Source organism: Spirosoma liriopis (genome assembly GCF_023196085.1).
Taxonomy (GTDB): Bacteria; Bacteroidota; Bacteroidia; order Cytophagales; family Spirosomataceae; genus Spirosoma; species Spirosoma oryzicola.
In genome coordinates this window covers 1,224,145-1,247,200 of record NZ_JALPRF010000002.1, presented here as the reverse complement: position 1 = coordinate 1,247,200, position 23,056 = coordinate 1,224,145, and the positions used below count along the sequence as shown (strand labels likewise).

Annotated in this window: 19 protein-coding genes; 13 read left to right on the top strand and 6 right to left on the bottom strand. The window is 51.3% G+C overall.

Going from position 1 to position 23,056, the window contains the following annotated elements:
• The first annotated feature begins 112 nt into the window (after nucleotides 1-112).
• Nucleotides 113-3,211: an efflux RND transporter permease subunit gene (locus M0L20_RS14160; protein WP_232561567.1), complete on the top strand. Its 3,099-nt coding sequence runs from the start codon at nucleotides 113-115 to the stop codon at nucleotides 3,209-3,211.
• A gap of 79 nt (nucleotides 3,212-3,290) precedes the next feature.
• Here the strand turns inward: M0L20_RS14160 and M0L20_RS14155 are convergent, their stop codons facing one another.
• A complete protein-coding gene (locus M0L20_RS14155) occupies nucleotides 3,291-3,704 on the bottom strand; it encodes a helix-turn-helix transcriptional regulator (RefSeq protein WP_232561566.1) in 414 nt (137 codons plus the stop codon).
• 181 nt (nucleotides 3,705-3,885) lie between these two features.
• Between M0L20_RS14155 and M0L20_RS14150 the strand changes: the two genes are divergently transcribed.
• The 9 genes from M0L20_RS14150 to argB all read left to right on the top strand — a co-directional run bounded on the left by M0L20_RS14150 (nucleotide 3,886) and on the right by argB (nucleotide 12,426).
• Nucleotides 3,886-4,560 (top strand): ClpP family protease, encoded by a 675-nt coding sequence (locus M0L20_RS14150; RefSeq protein ID WP_232561565.1) that lies wholly within the window; start codon nucleotides 3,886-3,888, stop codon nucleotides 4,558-4,560.
• 269 nt (nucleotides 4,561-4,829) lie between these two features.
• On the top strand, nucleotides 4,830-6,062 hold the full coding sequence (gene clpX, locus M0L20_RS14145) for an ATP-dependent Clp protease ATP-binding subunit ClpX (protein WP_232561564.1): 1,233 nt from the start codon (nucleotides 4,830-4,832) through the stop codon (nucleotides 6,060-6,062).
• A 169-nt stretch (nucleotides 6,063-6,231) separates the two neighbouring features.
• Nucleotides 6,232-6,855 (top strand): hypothetical protein, encoded by a 624-nt coding sequence (locus M0L20_RS14140; RefSeq protein WP_248477592.1) that lies wholly within the window; start codon nucleotides 6,232-6,234, stop codon nucleotides 6,853-6,855.
• A gap of 189 nt (nucleotides 6,856-7,044) precedes the next feature.
• Nucleotides 7,045-7,656: a hypothetical protein gene (locus M0L20_RS14135; protein ID WP_248477590.1), complete on the top strand. Its 612-nt coding sequence runs from the start codon at nucleotides 7,045-7,047 to the stop codon at nucleotides 7,654-7,656.
• A gap of 195 nt (nucleotides 7,657-7,851) precedes the next feature.
• On the top strand, nucleotides 7,852-8,472 hold the full coding sequence (locus M0L20_RS14130; protein WP_248477588.1) for a hypothetical protein: 621 nt from the start codon (nucleotides 7,852-7,854) through the stop codon (nucleotides 8,470-8,472).
• 17 nt (nucleotides 8,473-8,489) lie between these two features.
• Complete coding sequence (locus M0L20_RS14125) at nucleotides 8,490-9,209, top strand: alpha/beta fold hydrolase (RefSeq protein ID WP_248477586.1); 720 nt, start codon at nucleotides 8,490-8,492, stop codon at nucleotides 9,207-9,209.
• A 166-nt stretch (nucleotides 9,210-9,375) separates the two neighbouring features.
• Nucleotides 9,376-10,518, top strand: coding sequence for an aspartate aminotransferase family protein (locus M0L20_RS14120; protein ID WP_232561559.1), 1,143 nt, complete (start codon nucleotides 9,376-9,378; stop codon nucleotides 10,516-10,518).
• Nucleotides 10,519-10,650: 132 nt separating this feature from the next.
• A complete protein-coding gene (locus M0L20_RS14115; RefSeq protein WP_232561558.1) occupies nucleotides 10,651-11,610 on the top strand; it encodes an N-acetylornithine carbamoyltransferase in 960 nt (319 codons plus the stop codon).
• Nucleotides 11,611-11,640: 30 nt separating this feature from the next.
• The gene (argB, locus tag M0L20_RS14110) at nucleotides 11,641-12,426 is read left to right on the top strand and encodes an acetylglutamate kinase (protein WP_232561557.1); all 786 of its coding nucleotides are present in this window, start codon (nucleotides 11,641-11,643) and stop codon (nucleotides 12,424-12,426) included.
• A gap of 70 nt (nucleotides 12,427-12,496) precedes the next feature.
• On the opposite strand, the gene M0L20_RS14105 is transcribed toward argB, so the two are convergent.
• From M0L20_RS14105 to M0L20_RS14095, 3 genes are all read right to left on the bottom strand, one after another.
• Entirely contained in the window at nucleotides 12,497-13,072 is a 576-nt protein-coding gene (locus tag M0L20_RS14105; protein ID WP_248477585.1) for a C40 family peptidase, read from the bottom strand.
• A 286-nt stretch (nucleotides 13,073-13,358) separates the two neighbouring features.
• Nucleotides 13,359-16,337: an outer membrane beta-barrel family protein gene (locus M0L20_RS14100; RefSeq protein ID WP_248477584.1), complete on the bottom strand. Its 2,979-nt coding sequence runs from the start codon at nucleotides 16,335-16,337 to the stop codon at nucleotides 13,359-13,361.
• 127 nt (nucleotides 16,338-16,464) lie between these two features.
• The gene (locus M0L20_RS14095; protein ID WP_248477583.1) at nucleotides 16,465-17,304 is read right to left on the bottom strand and encodes a GLPGLI family protein; all 840 of its coding nucleotides are present in this window, start codon (nucleotides 17,302-17,304) and stop codon (nucleotides 16,465-16,467) included.
• Nucleotides 17,305-17,658: 354 nt separating this feature from the next.
• Between M0L20_RS14095 and M0L20_RS14090 the strand changes: the two genes are divergently transcribed.
• Nucleotides 17,659-18,696 carry an AraC family transcriptional regulator gene (locus M0L20_RS14090; protein ID WP_248477582.1) on the top strand — a complete coding sequence of 346 codons (1,038 nt, stop codon included), beginning with the start codon at nucleotides 17,659-17,661 and terminating at the stop codon, nucleotides 18,694-18,696.
• A 5-nt stretch (nucleotides 18,697-18,701) separates the two neighbouring features.
• On the opposite strand, the gene M0L20_RS14085 is transcribed toward M0L20_RS14090, so the two are convergent.
• The gene (locus tag M0L20_RS14085; RefSeq protein ID WP_248477581.1) at nucleotides 18,702-19,046 is read right to left on the bottom strand and encodes a DUF4260 domain-containing protein; all 345 of its coding nucleotides are present in this window, start codon (nucleotides 19,044-19,046) and stop codon (nucleotides 18,702-18,704) included.
• 23 nt (nucleotides 19,047-19,069) lie between these two features.
• On the bottom strand, nucleotides 19,070-20,107 hold the full coding sequence (locus M0L20_RS14080; protein ID WP_248477580.1) for an NAD(P)H-binding protein: 1,038 nt from the start codon (nucleotides 20,105-20,107) through the stop codon (nucleotides 19,070-19,072).
• Between the two features lie 445 nt (nucleotides 20,108-20,552).
• Between M0L20_RS14080 and M0L20_RS14075 the strand changes: the two genes are divergently transcribed.
• Nucleotides 20,553-21,137, top strand: a complete 585-nt coding sequence (locus M0L20_RS14075; RefSeq protein WP_248477578.1) for a gluconate 2-dehydrogenase subunit 3 family protein — start codon at nucleotides 20,553-20,555, stop codon at nucleotides 21,135-21,137.
• A 57-nt stretch (nucleotides 21,138-21,194) separates the two neighbouring features.
• Complete coding sequence (locus M0L20_RS14070) at nucleotides 21,195-22,904, top strand: GMC oxidoreductase (protein ID WP_248477576.1); 1,710 nt, start codon at nucleotides 21,195-21,197, stop codon at nucleotides 22,902-22,904.
• Nucleotides 22,905-23,056: the final 152 nt, after the last annotated feature.

Genomic DNA, 23,056 nt, shown 5'->3' with positions numbered 1-23,056 from the left:
CTTGATACACATCACACCATTTATCGATTTAACGAGCTTTTAACCGCGCCTTAAGCCCAATTTAAGCTGGTACGAACACCTTTGTACAGGCTACTTAGTACACCGCCAATCCATGAATAAATTCATCAAGGGCATTCTTTCCTTCTCGCTTAAGAACAAGTTTTTTATATTTTTTCTGACGGTATTGGCCGTTGTTGTCGGCGTTATCAGCTATCAGAACACGCCAATCGAGGCTTTTCCGGATGTAACAAATACTCAGATTACGCTCATTACTCAATGGCCGGGTCGCTCGGCAGAAGAGGTCGAGAAGTTTGTGACAATTCCTGTCGAGATTGGGCTGAACGCGGTTCAGAAACGTACCGATATCCGGTCAACTTCGCTCTTTGGACTCTCGGTTGTCAAGATCCTCTTTGAAGACGGCGTGGACGATGCGTTTGCCCGCCAGCAGGTCAACAACCTCCTCAACGGTGTCGAGCTGCCCGAAGGTGTCAAACCCGACGTTCAGCCGCCGTACGGTCCAACCGGCGAAATATTTCGCTATACACTTCAGTCATCGACCCGCACCGCCCGCGAGTTAAAAACCCTCCAGGACTGGGTAATCGAACGGCAGCTGAAAAGTGTACCGGGCGTAGCCGACGTGGTCAGTTTTGGGGGCGAAGTAAAGACGTACGAGATTTCGGTCGATCCGCGTCGCCTGACCGATTACAACATTACGCCCTTACAACTCTACCAGGCGGTGGCCAACTCCAACGTCAACGTGGGGGGCGACGTGATTGAGAAAAATTCAGAAGCGTACGTTGTTCGCGGTATTGGCCTGCTCAAAAATCAGCAGGATATTCAGGACATCGTTATCAAAAACGCCAACGGAACACCAATCATGGTTCGCAACGTGGCGCAGGTATCCGAGGCAGCTTTGCCCCGGCTTGGTCAGGCGGGCCGCGATAAGCAGGACGACGTGGTTGAGTGTATTGTGGTTATGCGCAAGGGCGAAAATCCCAGCGCGGTCATTGAGCGGGTAAAAAACAAGATCAATGAACTGAACAACAGCATCCTGCCTTCCGACGTACAGATCAATACGTTTTACAACCGCGAAACGCTGATCAATTTTTCGACGCATACCGTTACGCACAACCTCATTGAAGGCATCGTATTCGTAACGGTCATCGTGTTTCTGTTCATGGCCGACTGGCGCACAACCGTAACGGTGTCTATCGTCATTCCGCTGGCCTTACTGTTTGCCTTTATTTGTCTGCGGCTCAAAGGTATGTCGGCGAATCTGCTCTCGATGGGTGCCATCGATTTCGGGATTATCGTGGACGGAGCCGTTGTGATGGTAGAAGGCATCTTTGTAACCCTCGATGAACTGGCGCACGAACGGGGCATGACCAAATTCAATAAACTGGCGAAACTAGGTGTTCTGCGTAAGACCGGCACCGAAATGGGAAAAGCCATTTTCTTCTCCAAGCTGATCATCATTACCTGCCTCGTTCCGATTTTCTCGTTCCAGAAAGTGGAAGGTAAAATGTTTTCGCCCCTGGCCTGGACCCTCGGCTTTGCCTTGCTGGGTGCACTGATTTTTACGCTAACGCTCGTGCCCGTTTTGGCCAGCATTTTGTTGAAGAAGAACGTCCGCGAAAAACACAATCCGTTCGTGAACGTAGTAACGAAATATTCAACCAAAGCATTTGGTTTTACCTTCGCCCACAAACGAATGAGCCTGCTGGTGACCTTCGTTATCGTTGCCATCGGTCTATCGGGTTTTACGCTGCTGGGTACCGAGTTCTTACCCGAACTGAACGAAGGATCGATCTATGTGCGGGCAACGATGCCGATGAGTATTTCGCTGCCGGAGTCGGTCAAGCAAACGGTTCAGATGCGCCGTATCTTCGAAGATTTCCCCGAAGTAAAGGGCGTTATCTCCCAGACGGGTCGTCCGAACGACGGCACTGACCCGACGGGTTTTTACAATATTGAATTTCTGGTTGACATTTATCCACAGGACGAGTGGAAAAGTGGGTTGACGAAAGAAGAACTGGTCGATAAAATGCAGGAACGGTTTCGCGTCTTTCCCGGCGTCAATTTCAACTTCTCGCAACCGATCATGGACAACGTCGAAGAAGCGGTATCGGGCGTCAAGGGCTCCATTGCCGTTAAAATCTACGGTCCTGACCAAAACATTCTGGAAGAAAAAGGCGCCGAAATTCAGAAGCAGTTAGCTACTGTACAGGGCATCGAAGACCTCGGCCTGATCCGTACGACGGGGCAGCCTGAGATGCGCGTCGAACTGGACGAACGCAAACTGGCCGTCTACGGCGTCAACAAAGCCGATGCCGAAGCCGTCATTGAAATGGCGATTGGTGGGAAAGCCGCTACGCAGATCTACGAAGGGGAGCGAAAATTTGACTTACGGATTCGTTACGACCTGCCTTTCCGCTCCAACGAGCAGCAGATCAGCCGGTTGATGGTACCTACCGAAAACGGCTCGATGATTCCGATCAAGGAAATTGCCAAGGTATACACCCAAACCGGACCGGTGCTTATCTTTCGGGAAGCCGGACAACGCTACGGGGCCGTGAAGTTTTCCGTTCGGGGTCGTGATATGGGTAGTGCCGTTGCCGAAGCGCAGCAAAAAGTAGCGTCCAACGTGAAGTTACCAGCGGGCTATACGGTAAAATGGGCGGGTGATTTCGAGAACCAGCAACGGGCGACACTTCGGCTCGAACAGGTGGTACCGATCAGCTTACTGGGAATTTTCTTTATTCTGTTTGTGCTGTTTGGCAACGTGAAAGATGCCGGGCTGGTATTGTTCAACGTCCCGTTTGCGATCATCGGTGGGATTGCTGCGCTGCTCATTACGCACGTCAACTTCAGCATTTCGGCGGGCATCGGCTTCATCGCCCTGTTCGGTATCTGCATTCAGAACGGCGTCATTCTGATCTCGGTCTTCAAGAAGAACCTGCACAACAAGATGACGCTCAACGACTCGATTCATCAGGGTGTGGTGTCGCGCATCCGGCCCGTTGTCATGACGGCCATGATGGCGGGCATCGGACTGATTCCGGCGGCTATCTCGCACGGCATCGGCTCCGAAACGGCCAAGCCCCTGGCTATCGTAGTAATCGGTGGCTTAATTACGGCAACGCTGCTGACACTGTTTATTTTCCCGCTCATTTTCTACGCGTTCTACCGCCATAAGTTTGCGTCACTGTAGAAAACGAAACAACGGCAGGATCACTGTGTGGGGTCAGGTACGAATACCTAACCCCACACAGTGATCCTGCCGTTGGCAATTAAAAGCCAATCCGCTCGCGGGTCTGCTGGAGGCCCAGCGTCCGGGCTAATTCGAGCGCAATCCGGTCTTCGTATTTCCGTCGCCAGTGATCCACTTCGAGACGTAATTTATCTACTTCAACTTGCTGCTTTTCAACGATCAGGTGCAATGTCTCCAGTTCGTGCTCGGTATCTGCATTACTTTTTTGCTCGACGACCTGTACCTGAACGGCTTCGTCGGAAAGTAAAGCAAGTGGCGACATATCCAGCACCTGAGCAATCTGGTTCAGGCGGGAAAGCGTCAGATCGGTTTTGCCGCGCTCAATATCGCCGTAAGCGGTTGTCGATAAACTGAGCAGATCGGCCATATTTTCCTGCGACAACCCCCGCTGAAGACGGTGCAGACGTATTTTTTCTTCAATGGATGTCTTCATATCAAGTAACTACGATAAATTCTAAACCTAAACTGACATTACTTTTCGGGAGGATAACGCAAATTTGCAAAGAAAGAATTCGGATGAACGCTAGTGGCTGGCCCACGGATGGCCAAGCTCTAAAATTCTCGAACCGGAAACGCCCGTTATTCGTTCTTTAACTAAAGGAGTAAACCCAATTATGAATTACGAAAAAGAATTCCGCAAGTTTGCGGTACACCACATGGGTCTTAACGGCCTGACTGTAGATGGTTACATGAACCACACTGTCGAAAACATGACCCGCTCGGTTATCGAAGAGCGTCCAATGAATTTCCGTGAAGTGGACGTATTCTCGCGACTGATGGCCGACCGGATTATTTTCATGGGTCTGCCCGTAGACGATAACATCGCCAACATTATCGTGGCTCAGCTGCTGTTCCTCGAATCAGCCGATCCTAAGAAAGATATTTTGATGTACCTGAACAGCCCCGGCGGTTCTGTATATGCTGGTCTGGGTATTTACGATACAATGCAATACGTACGGCCCGACGTAGCCACGGTCTGCACGAGCCTGGCCGCATCGATGGGTGCGGTGCTGCTGGCTGGCGGTGCCGCTGGAAAACGGTCGGCCCTTCCCCATGCCCGCGTTATGATTCACCAGCCTTCGGGTGGTGCGCAGGGTCAGTCGGTTGATATTGAGATCACGGCTCGCGAAATCGTTAAACTCCGCGAAGAGTTGTACCAGATTCTGGCGCACCATTCGGGTAAAACGGTTGAAGAAATCGAAAAAGATTCGGACCGTGACAAATGGATGCGGGCCGACGAAGCCAAGGAATACGGCTTGATCGACGAAGTATTACGTCGGGAGAAATAGTCGATATAGCGTAGGATCTGAACGAGCGCAGATTGCTTCCGGCGATCTGCGCTCTTGTTTTACACCAAAAAATCACGACATCAGTTACATTCCGGCTTGTCCTTGTCAGGCCCGAATGATAACTTTGTTAGTAACAACTGACCTTGGGTAAACCAGGTCTTTTTTTTACCCGGTTTGATCGATCTCCCCCGGCAGGAGGAACTCATTCACTCGGATCAGGGCTTAGTTAGCGGCTATCCATTTCTATAACTACTGCATTCTATACGTACATGCCACAAATCAGTTGCTCGTTCTGCGGACGGCGCAAAAATGAAGTAATGCTGCTGCTGTCGGGAATCGACGCCCACATCTGCAACCATTGCATTGAGCAAGGCCATCAGGTGGTACTGGAAGAGATGCGCCCCAAGCGGAGCGAACCGGTTGAGGTGAATATCAATCTCATCAAGCCGGTCGATATGAAGCGTCACCTCGATCAATACGTTATTGGTCAGGATGAAGCCAAAAAAGCGATTACAGTCGCTGTCTATAACCACTACAAACGATTGATGCAGCCCAAGACCGATGATGACGTGACGATTGAAAAATCAAACATCATCATGGTTGGTGAAACGGGAACGGGCAAAACCTATCTCGCCCGCTCGATTGCAAAAATACTGGAAGTACCGTTCTGCATCGCCGATGCAACGGTCATCACCGAAGCGGGCTACGTCGGCGAAGACGTAGAAACGATCCTGACTCGTCTCCTTCAAGCCGCCGATTACAACGTTGACGCAGCCGAGCGGGGAATCGTGTACATTGATGAGATCGATAAAATCGCCCGTAAATCCGATAATCCAAGCATTACCCGCGACGTAAGCGGAGAAGGCGTTCAGCAGGCTCTTCTCAAACTCCTCGAAGGATCAGTCGTGAATGTTCCTCCCCAGGGGGGACGCAAACACCCTGATCAGCGTCTGATTGCGCTGAATACCGAAAATATCCTGTTTATATGCGGGGGTGCTTTCGACGGTATTGACCGGCACATTGCCAAGCGGATCAACACCCGACCCATCGGTTTTTCGGGCGACCGACGCCTGAATGAAACCTTCGAGAAAGGTCACCTAATGCGTTATATCTCGGCGCTTGATCTGAAGTCGTTCGGCTTGATTCCGGAACTCATCGGTCGGCTTCCCGTGATGACGCACCTCGAACCGCTGGACCGCGAAGCGCTGATGCAGATTCTGACGGAGCCTAAAAACGCGATCACCAAACAGTACAGCAAGCTTTTCCAGATGGAAGGCATCACCCTTCACTGGGATACCAACGCGTTGCATTACATCGTGGATCAAGCCTTACAATACGGGCTTGGCGCACGGGGACTTCGTTCCATCTGCGAATCCATCATTACCGATGCCATGTTTGAAATGCCATCGCAAACCGGCGTTAATGACTTGACGATTAGTCTGGAATACGCCCGTGAAAAATTCGGCAAATCGAGCACGTACCAGCTCCGTTCAGTCGCCTGATAAACGGAGCAACTCCCCTTACAAAACCCCGATTCTGCGCAGAATCGGGGTTTATTTTTTATCAACCATTAACTCGGAATAAAACAATGGCCTCAACAAATAAAGGAAGAGCCAGTTTACCCCCTGATAATTAGTTTATGTTCTTACACACACTAATCAGTTAAACACAATGAAAATCGGTACACAACGTCTTATGGCCGCTTTGATGATGGCCTCACTATTCACTGCCTGTAGCCGTCCGGTTGCTTATTTTCAACCAAGTCAACGCGAACATTTCGCGGTAGCTCCTTCAACACCAGCACCAGTAACCGAAGCAACGACACCTGCTCAACCCGCCGTTGCGGTTACTACAGCCGAAACAACTCCTCAGCCAACGGCTCAGGCTGTTCAGGCTACTCAAGTTAACGAAGCCCTGGATCAGGTAGATGCGCTGGTCCGTAATGACAGCAAGCTATCATCTGACAAAACCGTTCAGAAACGCCTGAACCGCATCCGCGCACTGGCGACCGCTACGTCTGCCAAATCATCACTGGCACCGTCGGAAACAGCGACTCCCAAAAAAGCAAGCCTGATGGAACGGTTGATGCTGAAGAAAATGAACAAAAAGATCAGCAAACAACTGGCTCCTTCTAACCCCAACAAGACAATGGTAAGCACCGGAACACTGGCAACCGGTGCCGTTCTGGTCATCGTTGGTTTATTGCTACTCCTGCTGGCGAGCGGTACCGGTGCAACCATCGGTCTTATCGCCCTGCTCCTGGGTGCTGTTGTCCTGCTGTTCGGCTTATTGTAAAGAACGCACAGCTACCAAAAACAAGGTCTCCCTGGCTTATCGTAAGCCAGGGAGACCTTGTTTTTGGGCCGGTTCATTCACTCGATTTTCAGTTTTTTTCTAAGATTATAATATGATCTCGTAACAAACCGATAGGAGTTCAGTTGTTGAGGTTGATAATTTTATCGTCCCACTAAAAAAACGTACTCTATGAGCACGATCTCCAAACACCTTTTTGTTGCCTTAATTGGTGCATCTATTCTTTCTTCATGCAGCCGCCCAGTTGCTTATTTTCAGCCGACTCAACGCGAGCATTTTACGGCTAAAACCGCGCCTGTTGCGCCTGTAACGCCGGCTGAAGCAGCCGCCGAGCCAACAGCAATTGCTGCGCCAGCCGCGGAAGTAGTTTCTGCTCCTGCCGAACAGGTAGCACAGGCGAAACAGGCCATCAGCCAAATTGAAGCGTACGTTCGCAACGACAGCAAACTGGCGTCGAACAAGAAGCTGACGAAGCGCATGGCGAAAGTAAACGAATTGCTGGCTACGGCTAGTGATAAAGCTGCTGTGTCGACCAACGTTGCATCGACCAAGAAAATGTCGCTGGTTGAGCGGGCTATGCTTAAGAAGATTGACAAAAAAATCAAAAATCACGTAGCTCCCGAAGATACGAAAGCGTTAAACCGCAATACCAAAAACGGTATTATCATCGGTGCTATCGGTCTTCTCTTGTCGCTTATATTCACCGGCGTAATCGGCGTAATCGGTCTGGTTCTGCTGGTTGTCGGTATCGTACTGATTCTACTGGGCGTTCTCGAATCCTAGTCGCATCATCCCTGAAATAAAAATCGCCGTAACGCTCCGTCCGGATGCTTACGGCGATTTTTTATGGGAATAGACGACCATTTACGCGATTTTTTCAAGAGATTTCTTTCCTTCGCCCAGTTTGGATAACAAAGTAGTAGATGCGTGGTTGTTGGGATTGATAATCGACAGGTAGTCATTAAACAAAACAACTCTATGAAAACAATGACCAAACACATCTACGCAGCATTCATCGGAGCTGCCGTTCTATCGTCGTGCAGCCGTCCGGTAGCTTATTTTCAACGTGGACCGGTAGAGAATTACCACACTCCAAAAACAGAAGTTGCAGCAAACGTTGCCGTAGCTACGCCAGCGCTGTCTGTCGAAGCGCCCGCAACCGTTACGGAGGTAGCTACGCCCGTAGCCGCTCCTACTGAGCAGGTCGCTCAGGCGAAGCAAGCCGTCAATCAGATTGAAGCCTACGTGCACAATGATTCCAAGTTAGCTTCGAGCAACAAGTTAACGAAGCGAATCGCGCGGGTAAAATCACTGCTCAACGCTACACCTGCCCAAACAGCGTCGGCTACGAATACGAACGTAGCAACCAAGAAGATGAGCTTCCTGGAACGGATGACGCTCAAAAACATCGACAAGAAAATCAAGAAACAACTGTCTCCCGAGCGAACCATGGTTAAATCTATGTTCACGATTGGGATTATTGTTGCCGCAGCTGGTTTACTGCTGCTGCTGATTGGTAATGGATTTGGTGCAACACTGGGTGGAATAGCCCTTGTAGTTGGTTTGATCCTGATCGTTCTGGACCTCGTACGCTCGTAGAGCTAGTTGCGCAAAGCATGCAAAATCCAGTGTCATTCGTACTGATACATGGCCACGGCGTAGATGCATCCATCTGGGATAGCATCTACGCCGATCTGGCATCAACGGGCCCCGTTCTGAAACCAGACTTTTCCCGGCTAACGTCTCATTCGTCCATTGAAGCCTACGCTGAAGAACTAGCGGCCCGCTTGCAGGATGCAGCCATCGACGAGGTTGTGCTGGTCGGGCATTCGATGGGCGGCTACATCGCTCTTGCCTTTGCCGAGCGTTACCCGGAACAGGTGCGTGGACTGGTCCTTTTCCACTCTACGGCCTACGCTGACGATGAAGACCGTAAAGCCCAGCGCAAGCAGCTTATCGAAACCATACGGGATCAGGGTGGAGCGCAGTTTATTGAAAAGCAACTGCCCAAAACAGTTGCTCCCAGCTATCCCGCTGAGCAGGTTCAAACGCTGGTAGACCGTTTTCGCAGTTTGCCAACCGATGCGCTGGTTGCAGGTATGGAAGCTATCGCCAGTCGTCCGGACCGAACGCACGTCTTACGTGAAGCAACGTTTCCGGTGTTGCTCGTCTTAGGAAAAGAAGACCAGATTATTTCGTTCGAGAAGACGGAAAAACTGGCAGATCTATCCGAGCGGATTACCGTTGCTCCGGTCGAGCGCGCGGGGCATCTGAGCATGGTTGAGCAGCCGGACGCAGCACGACAAATCCTGGAAGACTTTAGAAAGCAAGTTTAAACGACGCTTCTTGTCATTCGCCGTGTTTTCGAGGAAGCCCGTGGGCTTCCTTTTTACGTTTAATCGCCGTTTTCCCCCTGATTCTCCGTAAACTTGCACTGGTTTTCACGAACCTGGTCATCACTATCATCGTAAATACCGGATGCATAAGTTATCCGGTTTGGCAATGGCTGAACTTTTTAACGTTTACCCGCTCTACGACATCGAACCTGTTCGGGCGCAGGGTAGCTATTTGTGGGACAACAACGGTACCCGCTACCTGGATCTATATGGCGGTCATGCTGTCATTTCGGTTGGACACACGCATCCACGGTACGTGCAGGCGCTGACCGACCAACTGCATAAAATTTCGTTCTATTCGAACTCGGTCCGGATTCCGCAACAGCAGGAATTAGCCGAAAAGCTGGAAAGTCTTTCGGGCCAAACCGACTATGCGCTGTTCCTGTGCAACTCGGGTGCCGAAGCAAACGAAAACGCCCTGAAACTGGCTTCTTTCCATAACAATCGGACCCAGGTAATCGCGTTTAAAAAAGGATTTCACGGACGTACTGCCGGTGCCGTTGCCGCTACGGATAATTCGGCCATCGTTGCTCCGGTCAATTATAACAAACACGTTACCTTTCTACCCTACAATGATGCAGAGGCCGCTCGCGAAGCCATCACAACCGAAACCTGCGCCGTGATCGTGGAAGGCATTCAGGGTGTTGGCGGCATTCACGTCGCGAGTGATGATTTTCTGCAAACGCTCCGCAAACGCTGCGACGAAACTGGAACCGTACTGATTCTGGACGGTGTGCAGTGTGGCTACGGTCGTTCGGGCCAATTCTTTTCGCACCAGTTTAGCGGTATTCAGGCCGATATTATCTCGATGGCGAAAGGCATGGGGAACGGCTTCCCGATTGGTGGCATTCTGATTTCGCCTAAGTTCAAAGCCAGCTACGGTTTGCTCGGAACCACGTTTGGCGGAAACCATCTGGCCTGTACTGCCGCTATCGCCGTACTCGACATTATGAACGACGAAGGTTTGATCGAAAACGCCGTTCGCATGGGTGATTACTTCACGAAGGGTATTCAACAGATCGGCGGTTACAAAGAGCTGCGCGGTCGGGGATTGATGATCGGTATCGAGTACGACTTCCCGGTTGAAGCGCTACGCAAAAATTTGCTGTTCGAACACAAGCAGTTTACGGGTGTAGCTGGCAAGAACATCATTCGTCTGCTTCCCTCGCTAGCCATCGGTATCGATGAAGCGGATATGTTCCTGGAAGCGCTGAATACATGCTTAAAAACGGAAAGAACCGAGGCTTAACCAATTTTTCTCATGGAGTTGGGTGTGAAAACTCGACTCCACATATTCTTAATGCATCCAATTCGGTGAGTCTTCCGACCACTTGACACAAGAAGCGTTATAAGCTGCACTTGCCTTTTACGGTAAAATTAAATGACTAATTTTCTTTCCCTCGCCGACGTCACTGACCTCGACGCTCTGATACAAGCTGGCCGTGATGCCAAAGCCAATCCATTTGCTGACCAGCAACTTGGTAAAAACAAAACCATTGGCCTGATCTTCTTTAATTCCAGTCTGCGCACTCGCTTGAGTACGCAGAAAGCGGCTCAGAACCTTGGCCTGAATGTGATGACCATGAACGTCGGGCAGGATAGCTGGGGACTGGAGATGGAAGAAGGCGTCCTGATGAACGGTGACAAGGCCGAACACGTTCGGGAGGCAGCCGCCGTAATCGGACGATATTGCGACATCATCGGTATTCGCGCATTTGCCGAACTGAAAGATCGCGATAAAGATTATAAAGAGCAGGTGATGCACCAGTTCGCCAAGTACGCGAAGGTCCCGATTGTCAATCTGGAATCGGCTACGCGCCACCCACTGCAATCACTCGCCGACTGCATCACCATCGAAGAAGCCAAAACCACCGCCCGCCCGAAAGTGGTGCTGACCTGGCTTCCGCACTTCAAACCCTTACCGCAGGCCGTCGCTAATTCGTTCTGCGAATGGATGAACGCCCGCGCCAATTCGGGTGATGTCGACTTTGTGGTGACCCATCCGGAAGGCTACGAACTAGCTCCTGAATTTGTTGGCAACGCCCGCGTTATCTACAACCAGGACGAAGCCTTCGAAGGGGCCGACTTTATTTACGGTAAAAACTGGTCGTCCTACACGCAGTACGGTCAGGTGCTTACTCAGGACCCATCCTGGGCGGTCACGATGGATGACATTCGCCGGAGCAACAACGGCAAGTTCATGCACTGTCTGCCCGTCCGTCGGAATCTGAAGGTGTCAGATGAAGTCCTGGACAGTCCGCAATCGCTGGTTATCGAACAAGCCGCGAATCGTGAATGGTCAGCACAGGCAGTGTTAAAAGAAATTATCAAAAACAGCTAGACCTGCTGCTCATTTACGATTAACCGGATAATGAATACGCTTACAGTTATCAAAATAGGCGGAAACGTAATTGACGATCCAGCCGCACTAACCCGTTTTCTGACCGCCTTTGCCGGGCTGCCCAGTGCTAAAGTTCTTATTCACGGAGGAGGAAAAGTAGCCACCCAGGTCGCCGACAAACTCGGTATCCAAACCACGATGGTCGAAGGTCGCCGGATAACCGACCAGCCAATGCTCGACGTTGTGACGATGGTGTACGGCGGCCTCGTGAACAAACAGATCGTAGCCAAACTACAAGCACTCGATGTCAACGCAATTGGGCTGACTGGTGCTGACGCGGGTACCGTTCTGGCAAAAAAACGTCCGGTCAACGATATTGACTACGGGATGGTCGGCGATATTGACGAAGTAAATTCCGGACAGATCCAGTTTTTTCTGCATCAGGATCTGACGCCCGTTTTTGCCCCACTTACCTACAGTGAAGCTGGTGAGCTATTAAATACCAATGCCGACACCATGGCTTCGGCCATTGCCGTGGATATGGTAAAGCATAACACGGTTACGCTGGTTTACTGCTTCGAAAAGAAAGGCGTTCTCGCCGACCCGAACGATGACAACAGCGTTATCAACGAGTTGACGCCTTCGATTTACGCCGAACACAAAGCAGCCGGAACTATCAACAAAGGCATGATTCCGAAACTGGACAATGCGTTTAAGGCGCTTACCAATGGCGTGTCGAAGGTTGTTATCTGCCACGCCGATGAAGTAGCCGCAGCAGTCCAACAGGGAGCAGGTACGACTTTGCGGCTAGATTGATACGTACGCCAGCAAAAGAAAGCGGGTTAACAGTTCGACTGTTAACCCGCTTTCTTTTGTATGTAGATTTTTATTGATTCGCTAAAAGCTCAACCACGCGCCGAACGCCAACAAACCGGCGATCATAATACGAAGCATGGAGGTAATCGTAACGGACACCTCCGTTCCAGGCTGAGTGAATGAATTTAATCTGGTCGCCAACAACTTCGGTGATTAGCCCTACATGTCCGATTCGGCTTCCGCCTGAACTGTGTCCTTTAAAGAGAATCAAGTCGCCGGGTTGCGCGTCGGCCTTATCGATGGCACGACCAACATTTCCCTGAGCGGCACTTGAATGCGGCAGCGTAATGCCGAATTGATTGAAGCAAAACCGAGTGAAACCGGAGCAATCGAAGCCTCGTTTGCTGCTTCCACCGGAGCGGTAACGGATCGAGAGATGTTCTTTCGCAAAACCAATCAGATCACCGACTAATGGGATCTGTTCGTATAATGCCTTTTTGGTACTAGTTACAGTGGATACTTCTTGAGTTACGGAGGGTACTTGATTCGCTACGGTGAGAAAATCTTTAGTTACGGTCGGTACGGTTTGGGCCTGAACGATGCCAAACGAGACGACGCCAAACGCCGTCAGGAGCATTTTCTTCATTAGAGATATAGGTCAAAACCAAGTTCGGTTATATAAAAGTATGGCATTGTGGAATAAATGCCAAATAAATGGGGAGCAATTTCCACACTTTTAATGGAAAATTTTTATACCAGATTTTTTACGATACTGATTTTCAGTTGGATACAATCAGATTTACTAATTCAGTTAGCTGGATTTTAATGTTGTGATAACAACGATCGAGTAACCGAATACTAAAAAGCGCATCATCAGAGCAGCCTTTCACGAACTACTCACGATGATGCGCTTGTGTACTACTTACGTGAATTTAGCCGTTTCGCCGGAAGCCACGATCGCCCTGTCCGTCGCGACCGCCCGGACGCATAAAGCGATTATTTGACGGTGGCGTAACACCTGCCCCGAAGTTGCGCAGGTTGTACACAAAGCTTAGCGTAAAATAGCGATTCAGCACCCGGCTTTGCACTTCTTCAACGTACGTATCTGTGACGTTACGAACCACGCTCCGATTCTGGTTGAGCAGGTCAAACGCCTGCAAGCGCAACTCGCCCTGCTTCTGCTTGAATAACTGACGAGACAAGGCCATATTTAACAGTGTAAACGACTGGTTGTAGCTTCCCGACGCGCCACCGTAGTGATTGAATGTTACGTTGGTGGTAAACGTGAACCGGAGCGGAAGCTGATAATACAAATCCAGCGTACCCGTCTGGTTTAGGTAGGTCGTGTTTTGTTGTGGCTGCAACGAATACTTCGCCGACTGCAAACTGATATTGCCCGACAGATTCAAGTCCAGCTTATCGTCAAGGTTCGTATTCAAACTCAGGCCCTGTCCGATCAGCCAGTTTTGCGCGAGGTTCGGTCGCTCGTTCACAAAGCTCGTTCCTCGGTTGTAAGTCAGGTTGGTATTCAGGTTCAGATTGACCCGTTGCTCCTGGAAGCGAAGTGCCCGGCCCAGTACCAGAAAACTGCTTACTGTATAATACCCATCGGTATTGACAGGCCGGGTTGTTTGCTCACCGGACGGACCGAATGCAGTTGAATTGACAATTTTGTTATCCGTTCGGCTGGCGTTGATCGACGCAAATAAGTTACGGAACGTTGTCGGGTCGAACCGGTTAAAATTGAACGACAGGTTGTGACTGTACTCTGGTTGCAGTGCCTCATTTCCTAACTGAATGTTCAATGGATTCGTATTGATCGATACGGGCTGCAACTGGTTTACCGAAGGCGCATTGACCCGCGTGCGGTAGTTGAACCGGAACGTCGTGTTTTTGGCGAAGTTATACGTAAACAGCGCGTTCGGGAGCAAGTTGGTAAACGTGCGGTTCAGATTCGTCTCCCGGCTAAGGTTGTCCGATTGCAAGCTAGCCTGCTGGCCATCAAGACCAAGGGCGTAGGTGTATTTTAGTCGCTTCGTTTGCCAGGTCAGCCCACCCCGGTTCGTCATGTAGGTGTTAATAAAATTGTTGCTCAACAACGCATTGACACGGTCGTACTGCCCGGTCGTTTCGTTAAAATCCGTCACCGCTCGGTTCGACTCGTTGTGGTTGTTCGACAGGTTGTAGTGAAACTCAAGGGTCTGCCGCATTGACAGCGGTTCCGTGTAAGACACGTTGATGGTGTTGGTCATCGAACGTGTCCGCTGGTTGTTCTGCTGATTAATGGTTTGCGAATACAGACTGTCGCTGGTCGTCGGGGTCGATGATGCACCGGTTGTAGTAGACAGGGGTGTTGTGGATTGTGTGAATGACTTGTTGATGCCTTCATTATCCTGATTGTTCATCGCCACGTTCCAGTTTACCGAAAATGTCCGGCCAACCTTGCGAAATTTACGGAACAGAAACAACGAGTTGTTGCCGTTGAAGCCGTCGCCCGTCGAATTGTAGTTGGTATTGCTAGTGTTGGTCGTTCTACCTGCGCTGTTGACGGTCCGCGCCTGGCTTTCGTTCATGTAGCTCGATCCTAGCCACGACAGATTAGGAATAACCCGGATGGTTGTAAGCGAGTCCAACCGATAATCGAGCCGTAGGTTGACGCGGTTGTTGGTATTGCTGTTCTCGGAACCATTGGTCTGATTGCGAACAAACGTCGAGTCGGTACGAGTTGTCGTGCCGGACGTGCCCAGACTGGGTAAAACGTTTTCCCGACGGCTGCTCTGATTGGTCAGCGTGTTTGTATTCGAGATGTTGTAGCTACCCGCCAGATCGATCTTTTTGCCGATACTGTTCCGGTAATTCATCCCGCCCGCCCATGACTTTGTAATCGCGTTGTTACCGACCTGGCCATTGCCGTTGCCCGAACCTCCGCCCCCACCGTTGCGTACAAAGCTACCTGAGCCCGAATTACCACCCGATCCTTGCCCGCTCCCCCCAAAATTATTGCCGAGACCTAAATCCTGCGCCGTAAAGCCCTGCTGGTTGATGTTGTTCGCCATGCCCAGAATCGACATCTGCTGCCCATTGCTGAACCGGTTGAGCGTTGCTTTTGCCGAATAACGCGGATCGTCGCCCGGTTTGGGACCAACCGCCAGTGACTGTTGTCCAAACGTGCCTTTTCGTTTGTCTTTCTTCGTGGTAATGTTGATTGTCTTCGACCGGTCGCCGTCATCAACGCCCGAAAACGCGGACTGTTCCGATAACTGATCCATCAACTGTACTTTATCGATAATATCGGCGGGAAGGTTACGGGTCGCCATCTTTGGGTCATCGCCAAAAAACGGTTTTCCATCAACGAGCACTTTTTTAACCGTCTGTCCCTGCGCCGTAATGGTCCCATCGCGGTCAACCTGAATGCCCGGTAGTTTTTTGAGCAAATCCTCAACCTGCGCATTCGGCTGCGTTTTGAACGAGCCCGCGTTGAACTCCAACGTGTCGCCTTTGACCGCCATCGGAGCTTTTTCGCCCTGTACTGATACCTCCGTCAACGTTTGCGACTGCGCCAGTAATTCAAGCGTTCCGGCATTGCCAACAGGTTCTGCCTTCGTCACCGAAACGCGCCGGGAAGCACCCCGATAACCGACATAGGTAACCAGAACGCGGTACTGCCCTTCCGCAATATTTTTAAAGACAAATTGTCCCTCGCCATCCGTAATCGCAAACGTAACCAGCGACGAGTCACGGGCTAACAACAGCGAAACGGACGCTTCGAGCAACGGTTTTCGAGAGACGGAATCCACGACGGCACCTTTAACAGTACCCGATTGCGCCTGCGCCCAACCAGCGGTCAAGCTCAATAGGCTCCCGACCAGAAAACAGACGAAAAACAGACGCGAACGAAAAGAATGGTTCATGTTTGTAGTGTGATGGTAACGCAGGATGTCGGTATGCCGCATCGCCACGTTATGTGGGCATTGATGGTATCATGTGCTGGTGTAGCACAGTGGTGCGGACATCTTGTCCGCGTTACACCGCTGCGTTTTAGTTACGTTCCATACCCGGCATTGACGACATCATGCGCTGGCGAAAATCGGCCATTGATTTTCGGCGAACCTGCTCCATTTCTTCCGCCGAGATGACTTTGGCACTAGCAGGAGGCTCTACAGCCACAGCGTCTATGGCTTCTTTCGAGATACCCGTAGCTTTAAACGACTGATTGTCCGATTCGATCTGAAGCACAACGCCCGCTGGTGGCGTCAGATCGGCAACGGGTGAATACGTGAACGGCAAATCGGTCGTGTACCAAATGGTGTACGTTTCCTTGCGGTGCGTCGCCGTCGCTTTGTGGCAGGTGAAACCCGCTATTTTCTTGGTCTTATCGCTCGTCTGCCAATCGCTGGCCGTTGGCATTGGCTTTTCTGACCGGTATATCTGGCTAGTTGAATCGCGCTTGACGGTCATAACATCGATTCGTTTTCTGTTCGCCAGGTCCAGATACGTATTCTGCTCGAAGGGGGGCGACATTCGCATTCCGCGTGGAGGGCCACCGGCATTATCAGCATTATCTCCGCCCCTGTTCTGACGGAACATCATGTTTTGCGGACGGTCCCGTTCTTCTTTCGCCATCGTTCCGGCGAAGACCAGTTTTTGCGTAAAAGAAATGACTTCAGGCATTCCTTCGGGTGCTTCCGGTGCTCCGGCGCTGCCCGGCCGAACTTCCTGCCCGTTGACAACCATCCGCATCTGCGAACGATCAATCCGGCGCATGCCTTCGTAGGTGATTTTACCCGAAATCGGGCTGCCCGATTGGGTCGTCTGAGCGGTTGCAGACAGTGCAGCCAGCCAACCAGTGGTTAACAAGGTGATTAAGTACGTTTTCATCACGACAAGGAGTTAAACTAGTGCATAAAAGTTGCACAAAATCTATTGACGTACCTGTTAGGATTTGTTAAAAGGCGCTAAATAGGCGTTAAACTCCTATTTTTGTCTACCGAATGCCTGACGTGTTCTTCCAAAAAACGGACCACAGACTGGTCTTATGCAAATCAGACACTTATTGCATAACGTTACCGAATAAGATGGGTCGGCTGTTGCGGTTCGTGTTGTATTTTAAGAACTTGCAGCGCTAGATAGCTTAGGTTAGTATCCTGGTTATTGACAAGTCATTGCTTGATCCGAATAGTGCCTTACGCTGACTTGCTTGTTCCCTACGAAAGACTTTTTCAACAAACGCCTGTGTCTACGTCCTCTACGAATCATACGCTCTCCGTAGCCTCGATCAATTTAATCCTGTTTGCCGCCCAGCAACGCGGAGCCGATACCCATGCGCTGGCGCAGGCCGTAGGGATCAGCTCCGATGAACTGCGTAATCCGGATGGACGCGTTCAGATTCGGCAGGTGCAGGCGCTCTGGCGCGCCGTAATAGATGTGACCGGTGACACGACTATTGCGCTTAAATTAGGGGAAATGATCAATCCGGTTTCCGTAGGTGTGCTGGCCTACGTGATGATGCACAGTCCCACGCTGGGGAAAGCGTTCGAGAAACTCTGCCAGTACCAGGACATTGCTTGTGAAGGTGTTCAGACGAGCGGTACGCTGATCCATACCGACGACGCGAACGATCAGTTCGTTTTGTCGCTGCGCATTACCAGTCCCGATATTATTTATCCCGAACACACACTGAACTCCGAGCTATCCATCTACCTGTCGGCGATTCGTGCGTTGACGGGCCTTCCTACGAACGCTCGCGAGATTCGGTTCGCCTACCCGCGTCCGCTTGACACGAGCGAGCATAAACGCATTTTTGCCCCAGCCCGCCTGGTCTTTGATGCGGATGTAACGGCAATGGTCTTGGACGCGTCCCTGCTCGACACACCAGTGCTTAACGCAAATCCAAGCTTGTCGGCGATGTTTGAGCAGCACGCAACCGCTTTGCTTAATCAGCTTAAAGCCCCTTCGCTGAGCAGCCGGGTCAAAGCCCAGATCGTCCGGTTAATGAAAGGAGAAGAACCAACGCTAACGACCGTTGCCGACCGACTGGCAATGGGTGTTCGGACGCTACAGCTTCACCTCAAAGACGAAGGCACAACGTACCAACAACTGCTGGACGACGTTCGGAAAGAGCTGGCCGTTCAACATCTGCGCGAGCAAAACCTCAGCACAACGGACATTGCCTATCTGCTGGGGTTTGCCGAACCAAGCGTTTTCTTCCGGTCGTTCAAAAAATGGATGGGTGTGACGCCGGGGGCTTACCGACTGGCTCAGGCCGCGTAGGGTAGCTACAGATTCTCCAGACTGGTGTGCTTGAAACTATCGGTATACTTCAGACCATAGCCCAGTGCCCGATCCATACTCGAATGGGCAAATAAGATAATACCCGCGAGCATCAGGTTCTGGTTACCCAGCATTAATCCCAGTAGCCCAATACTAATTCCTAGCCCTTTGTGGTGAACGATGTTGTACACAACCGCCCCCACAGCGGGATTTACTGCGTAGCCGATCATACTTAAATCGGGCGCTAACAGCAGCGCGGGTAACCACCACCAGGCAAAATTCAGCTGGGAGAACAGGTATATAGCCCCTAAAAACTGAATCAATTCTTCGGACTTCAGTAACGTTTTCATGAAGTTTTTCGATTAAGGTTTAATCAGGCTAAAACTGTGACTACGCTCCCGGTTGCGGGTGTAAATGCGCGATGCTGTTGGTGTTCGGCGAACCACGTCAGTGTTTCGGTCAACGCCTGTTGCATGGGGGCAGGCTGAAAATCGGGAAAGAGAGCAAGCACGTTCTGGTCATCGAGCACAACGGTATTTTCGTAGAGGTACAGCATCTCGCGTACTTCCCGCAACACGGGCATGAATAGTCCCATTAGGCGGATAAACAACCGACTGTAGACCTGCACCCCCAATGGCTTCCCGACCAGACCGCTGATTTGGCCGAACCAGCCACGAATCGACGGCAGTGTTGCGCCCCCGTAATTCCAGACTTGATAAGGTGTCGTCGATGACCGCTCCAGCGTCCAATCACGCAGCATAAGCCGGGCAATGATTTCGGCAGCATCCGGGGTAAAAACCGATTGGTGCGGAATATCAACGTTTACCAGCCAGGGAAGTGCCTTTCCGCGCAAGGCGTTGTTAAAGATCGGGGCGACCCCATCGTTTAGGACATTAGGTCCCCAGAAATCCGGCAGTCTGACATTGATCACCCGACACCGACCGGCAGCAGCGGCTTGTTCCAGTTGTGTTTCGATGTCAACGCGCAACTGGCCTTTTCGCGAACAGGGATTGGGTTGACTATCTTCCCGAATGGGTGTTTTCGTGTTCCCGAAGTTGTAAACATTTCCCGGAAACACGATAGTCGCCTGGTTCTGAGCAGCCGCGTCGATGACCTTTTGGGTCACGGTGTCCATATTACCAAACCACTGATCGTACCGGTAGTTGATGCCGTGAAAAATAAAATCCTTGTCCAGCGCCACCCGGTTCAGCAGATCGGCATCCTGAGCGTCCCCTTCAATGACGGTAAGCGTTGGCTGATGGGGAAACAATGCATCCGCTTTGGCGCGGTTTCGAACCAAGATCGTAACGGGAAGCCGACGGGCAAGCAGGTTGACGGTTACAGCGTAGCCGATGCTACCGGTTGCGCCAAGGACGAGTATGGAAGGTAGCTGTTTAGGGGTCGTATTCATGGCCTTTGCCGATTAATTAGTACATCACAAAGGTCCTGCAAACACCGGGGGTAGTCGCTGACAAACCGCGCAAATCGACTGACCGATTGCGAAAATGTTTACCGTTCGACTGCCTTTCCCCGTATCCGTTGGGCCAGCCAGGCCGTAAGCAATAAAGAAGAAAGGTTAAGCAAAATTCTGGGTATGAATTGGATAGATCTGCCTTTTAGCTTTCAGTGGAGTCTGATTTGAGAATCAATATTGCCCGAACTGTTGGATTTGCCCCAATTCGATGTCCTTCTAGGGTGGTGTCGGTTTTAAGAACCGCGCGGGCGGCCCCGCCGACACCACTCACCCAGCATCCTATCACGCGTTTTACGGATTTCGGACAACACTGGTTTGGAAATCGGACACCAACGAATACTAAAAGACAACCAACGATATTTAGTTAACAAGCCTATAACGAATGAACAGACGGCAAGCAGTAACGCAGGTAGCCTGGATGCTGGGCGGAGTCTTTTCGGCCCCGACTCTACAGGCGATGAATCGGTGGGAGCAGACTGCAAAAACCACATCAGCAGGTACGCCAACAGGCAAGTTTTTGAGCGAAACGCAACATGAACTTATGGGCCGAGTCGCCGAATTGATCATCCCCCGAACCGTGTCTCCCGGCGTGGAGTCGCCCCGCGTGGAATCGCCTGGTGCGCTCGACGCGGGCGTGCCCGACTTCATGGACGTAATGCTCCGCGACTGCTACACAAAACCCGCGCAGGACATTTTTCTGGCGGGTGTCAGCGACCTGGAACGTAAAAATTTCGTCACGCTTCCCGCCGACCAACAGACCGCATTATTAAAGCAAATCGAAGCCGACGCCCAGAGAAGCACGAACCCGACCTTCTGGCTTATCACCAAAGAGTTGACCCTGCTCGGTTATTTCACCTCCGAAGTAGGCGTAAAAGCGTCGTTTGATTATCAACCCATTCCGGGGAAGTTCGAAGCGATCAAGATCAAACCGGGTCAGAAAGATTTCATGTACGGCAATCAAGCTTAACAGTAATGTGGACCACTGGTCCACGCTGCGGGAAACACATACTCTTGTACGATTTTTATGAACCTGAATCTCAAAGCAGACAAAGACCAGACCTACGATGCCATTGTTGTCGGGTCGGGCATGACCGGCGGCTGGGCCGCTAAGGAACTCGCTGAAAAAGGGTTGAAGGTGCTGGTACTCGAACGGGGCTACGAACTGAAGCACGTCGAAGATTATAAAACAGCGTTCAGCGACCCTTGGGAATTTGAACATCGCGGCAAAATACCCATTGTAGCCGCCGAAGAACATTACGCGACCATGTACTTCTCAGCCAAAGAAGGTTCGCAATTCTTCTTCACCAACGATAAAGAAAATCCGTACGTGCAGAAGCGGCCATTCAACTGGATTCGGGCCTACCATACGGGTGGTAAATCGCTGCTGTGGGGTAAGCACACCTACCGCTGGAATGAAGAAGATTTTCTGGCAAACGCCAAACAGGGCCTTGGCGTCGACTGGCCCATTCGCTACGCGGACCTTGTTCCCTGGTACAATTACGTCGAAAAATTCGTCGGCATCAGCGGGCAGGCCGAAGGGCTGGCGGTGTTGCCGGACAGTAATTTTCTGCCCCCGATGGCGATGACGGCTCCCGAACTTCATTTGAAAAAGTCGGTAGCCCAGAAACTCAATCGCCCGATCACCATTGGCCGGGTCGCTCACCTGACCAAGCCGCAGCCGGTGCATTCGGCGGTGGGCCGGGCTACCTGCCAGTTCCGCAACCGGTGTACGCGGGGTTGTCCGTTCGGCGCGTATTTCAGTTCGCTGGCCGCTACGCTTCCGGCGGCTCGTCGAACCAACCGGGTAACCATTGTCCACAACGCGATTGTCAAAGAAATTATACTGGACGATAAAGCTCAGAAAGCCAAAGGCGTACGGGTAATCGATCAGAACACAATGGAAGTGCGGGACTTTTACGCCAAAGTGCTATTCCTGAATGCCGGAACTATTGGCTCTACCTCCATTTTGATGAACTCCAAGTCGGCCCGCTTCCCGACCGGGCTCGGTAATGACAGCGATCAGCTAGGCCGCAACCTGATGGACCACCACCTGGCTATTGGCGCGCGTGGAGACATCGATGGTTTTGAAGACGATTACTTTTTTGGGGCTCGTCCGGGTAGTCTGTACATCCCGCGCTTCCGCAACTGGGGCACCGACAAACGCAGCTACCTGCGCGGCTTTGGCTACCAGGGCGGAGCGACACGAGCCGACTGGTCGCGGGGGGCAGCAGAAACGGGCTTTGGCGCTGATTTCAAGAAAAAGATGACGCAGCCCGGTCCCTGGAAAATCAACCTCAGCGGCTTTGGCGAAGTCTTACCTGATCCGAACAACCGTTTTACCCTGAGCAACGACCAGACCGATAAATGGGGTTTACCGCAGGTTGTGTTCGATGCCGATTTCGGCGAAAACGAACGGGCAATGCGGAAGGACATCATGAACGACGGAGCCGAAATGCTTGAAGCAGCCGGTTTCAAAAACGTGGTTGCTTACGATAACCCCGTTGCACACATGGGATTGGGCATTCACGAAATGGGAACGGCACGCATGGGTAAAGACCCCAAAACGTCAGTCCTGAACAAATTCAATCAGGTACATGCCTGCAAAAACGTGTTTGTAACCGACGGATCAGCCATGGCTTCGGCTTCTAACGTCAATCCATCGCTGACCTACATGGCACTGACAGCGCGGGCCGCCAGCTACGCCGTTGAGCAGTTGAAAGCGCGGAATCTCTGAAAAGTCGATTGACGATGGAGTCAGCGGGGCCTCCCGTGCGGTTTGAGAACCAGTATTGTCTGAACTATTGGATTTGCCCTAATCTGATGTCCTTCTAAGGTGGTGTCGGTTTCTTAAAACCGACACGAGTTGCTGACGCCAAGGGTCGGTTT

What these genes read in the sequence shown, in the direction of transcription:
- argB (WP_232561557.1), top strand. Translation starts at nt 11,641, where the DNA reads ATGAATACGCTTACAGTTATCAAAATAGGCGGAAACGTAATTGACGAT.
- M0L20_RS14075 (WP_248477578.1), top strand. Translation starts at nt 20,553, where the DNA reads ATGAACAGACGGCAAGCAGTAACGCAGGTAGCCTGGATGCTGGGCGGA.
- M0L20_RS14130 (WP_248477588.1), top strand. Translation starts at nt 7,852, where the DNA reads ATGAAAACAATGACCAAACACATCTACGCAGCATTCATCGGAGCTGCC.
- M0L20_RS14105 (WP_248477585.1), bottom strand. Translation starts at nt 13,072, where the DNA reads ATGAAGAAAATGCTCCTGACGGCGTTTGGCGTCGTCTCGTTTGGCATC.
- M0L20_RS14100 (WP_248477584.1), bottom strand. Translation starts at nt 16,337, where the DNA reads ATGAACCATTCTTTTCGTTCGCGTCTGTTTTTCGTCTGTTTTCTGGTC.
- M0L20_RS14150 (WP_232561565.1), top strand. Translation starts at nt 3,886, where the DNA reads ATGAATTACGAAAAAGAATTCCGCAAGTTTGCGGTACACCACATGGGT.
- M0L20_RS14120 (WP_232561559.1), top strand. Translation starts at nt 9,376, where the DNA reads ATGGCTGAACTTTTTAACGTTTACCCGCTCTACGACATCGAACCTGTT.
- M0L20_RS14160 (WP_232561567.1), top strand. Translation starts at nt 113, where the DNA reads ATGAATAAATTCATCAAGGGCATTCTTTCCTTCTCGCTTAAGAACAAG.
- M0L20_RS14125 (WP_248477586.1), top strand. Translation starts at nt 8,490, where the DNA reads ATGCAAAATCCAGTGTCATTCGTACTGATACATGGCCACGGCGTAGAT.
- M0L20_RS14115 (WP_232561558.1), top strand. Translation starts at nt 10,651, where the DNA reads ATGACTAATTTTCTTTCCCTCGCCGACGTCACTGACCTCGACGCTCTG.
- M0L20_RS14080 (WP_248477580.1), bottom strand. Translation starts at nt 20,107, where the DNA reads ATGAATACGACCCCTAAACAGCTACCTTCCATACTCGTCCTTGGCGCA.
- M0L20_RS14135 (WP_248477590.1), top strand. Translation starts at nt 7,045, where the DNA reads ATGAGCACGATCTCCAAACACCTTTTTGTTGCCTTAATTGGTGCATCT.
- clpX (WP_232561564.1), top strand. Translation starts at nt 4,830, where the DNA reads ATGCCACAAATCAGTTGCTCGTTCTGCGGACGGCGCAAAAATGAAGTA.
- M0L20_RS14070 (WP_248477576.1), top strand. Translation starts at nt 21,195, where the DNA reads ATGAACCTGAATCTCAAAGCAGACAAAGACCAGACCTACGATGCCATT.
- M0L20_RS14140 (WP_248477592.1), top strand. Translation starts at nt 6,232, where the DNA reads ATGAAAATCGGTACACAACGTCTTATGGCCGCTTTGATGATGGCCTCA.
- M0L20_RS14095 (WP_248477583.1), bottom strand. Translation starts at nt 17,304, where the DNA reads ATGAAAACGTACTTAATCACCTTGTTAACCACTGGTTGGCTGGCTGCA.
- M0L20_RS14155 (WP_232561566.1), bottom strand. Translation starts at nt 3,704, where the DNA reads ATGAAGACATCCATTGAAGAAAAAATACGTCTGCACCGTCTTCAGCGG.
- M0L20_RS14085 (WP_248477581.1), bottom strand. Translation starts at nt 19,046, where the DNA reads ATGAAAACGTTACTGAAGTCCGAAGAATTGATTCAGTTTTTAGGGGCT.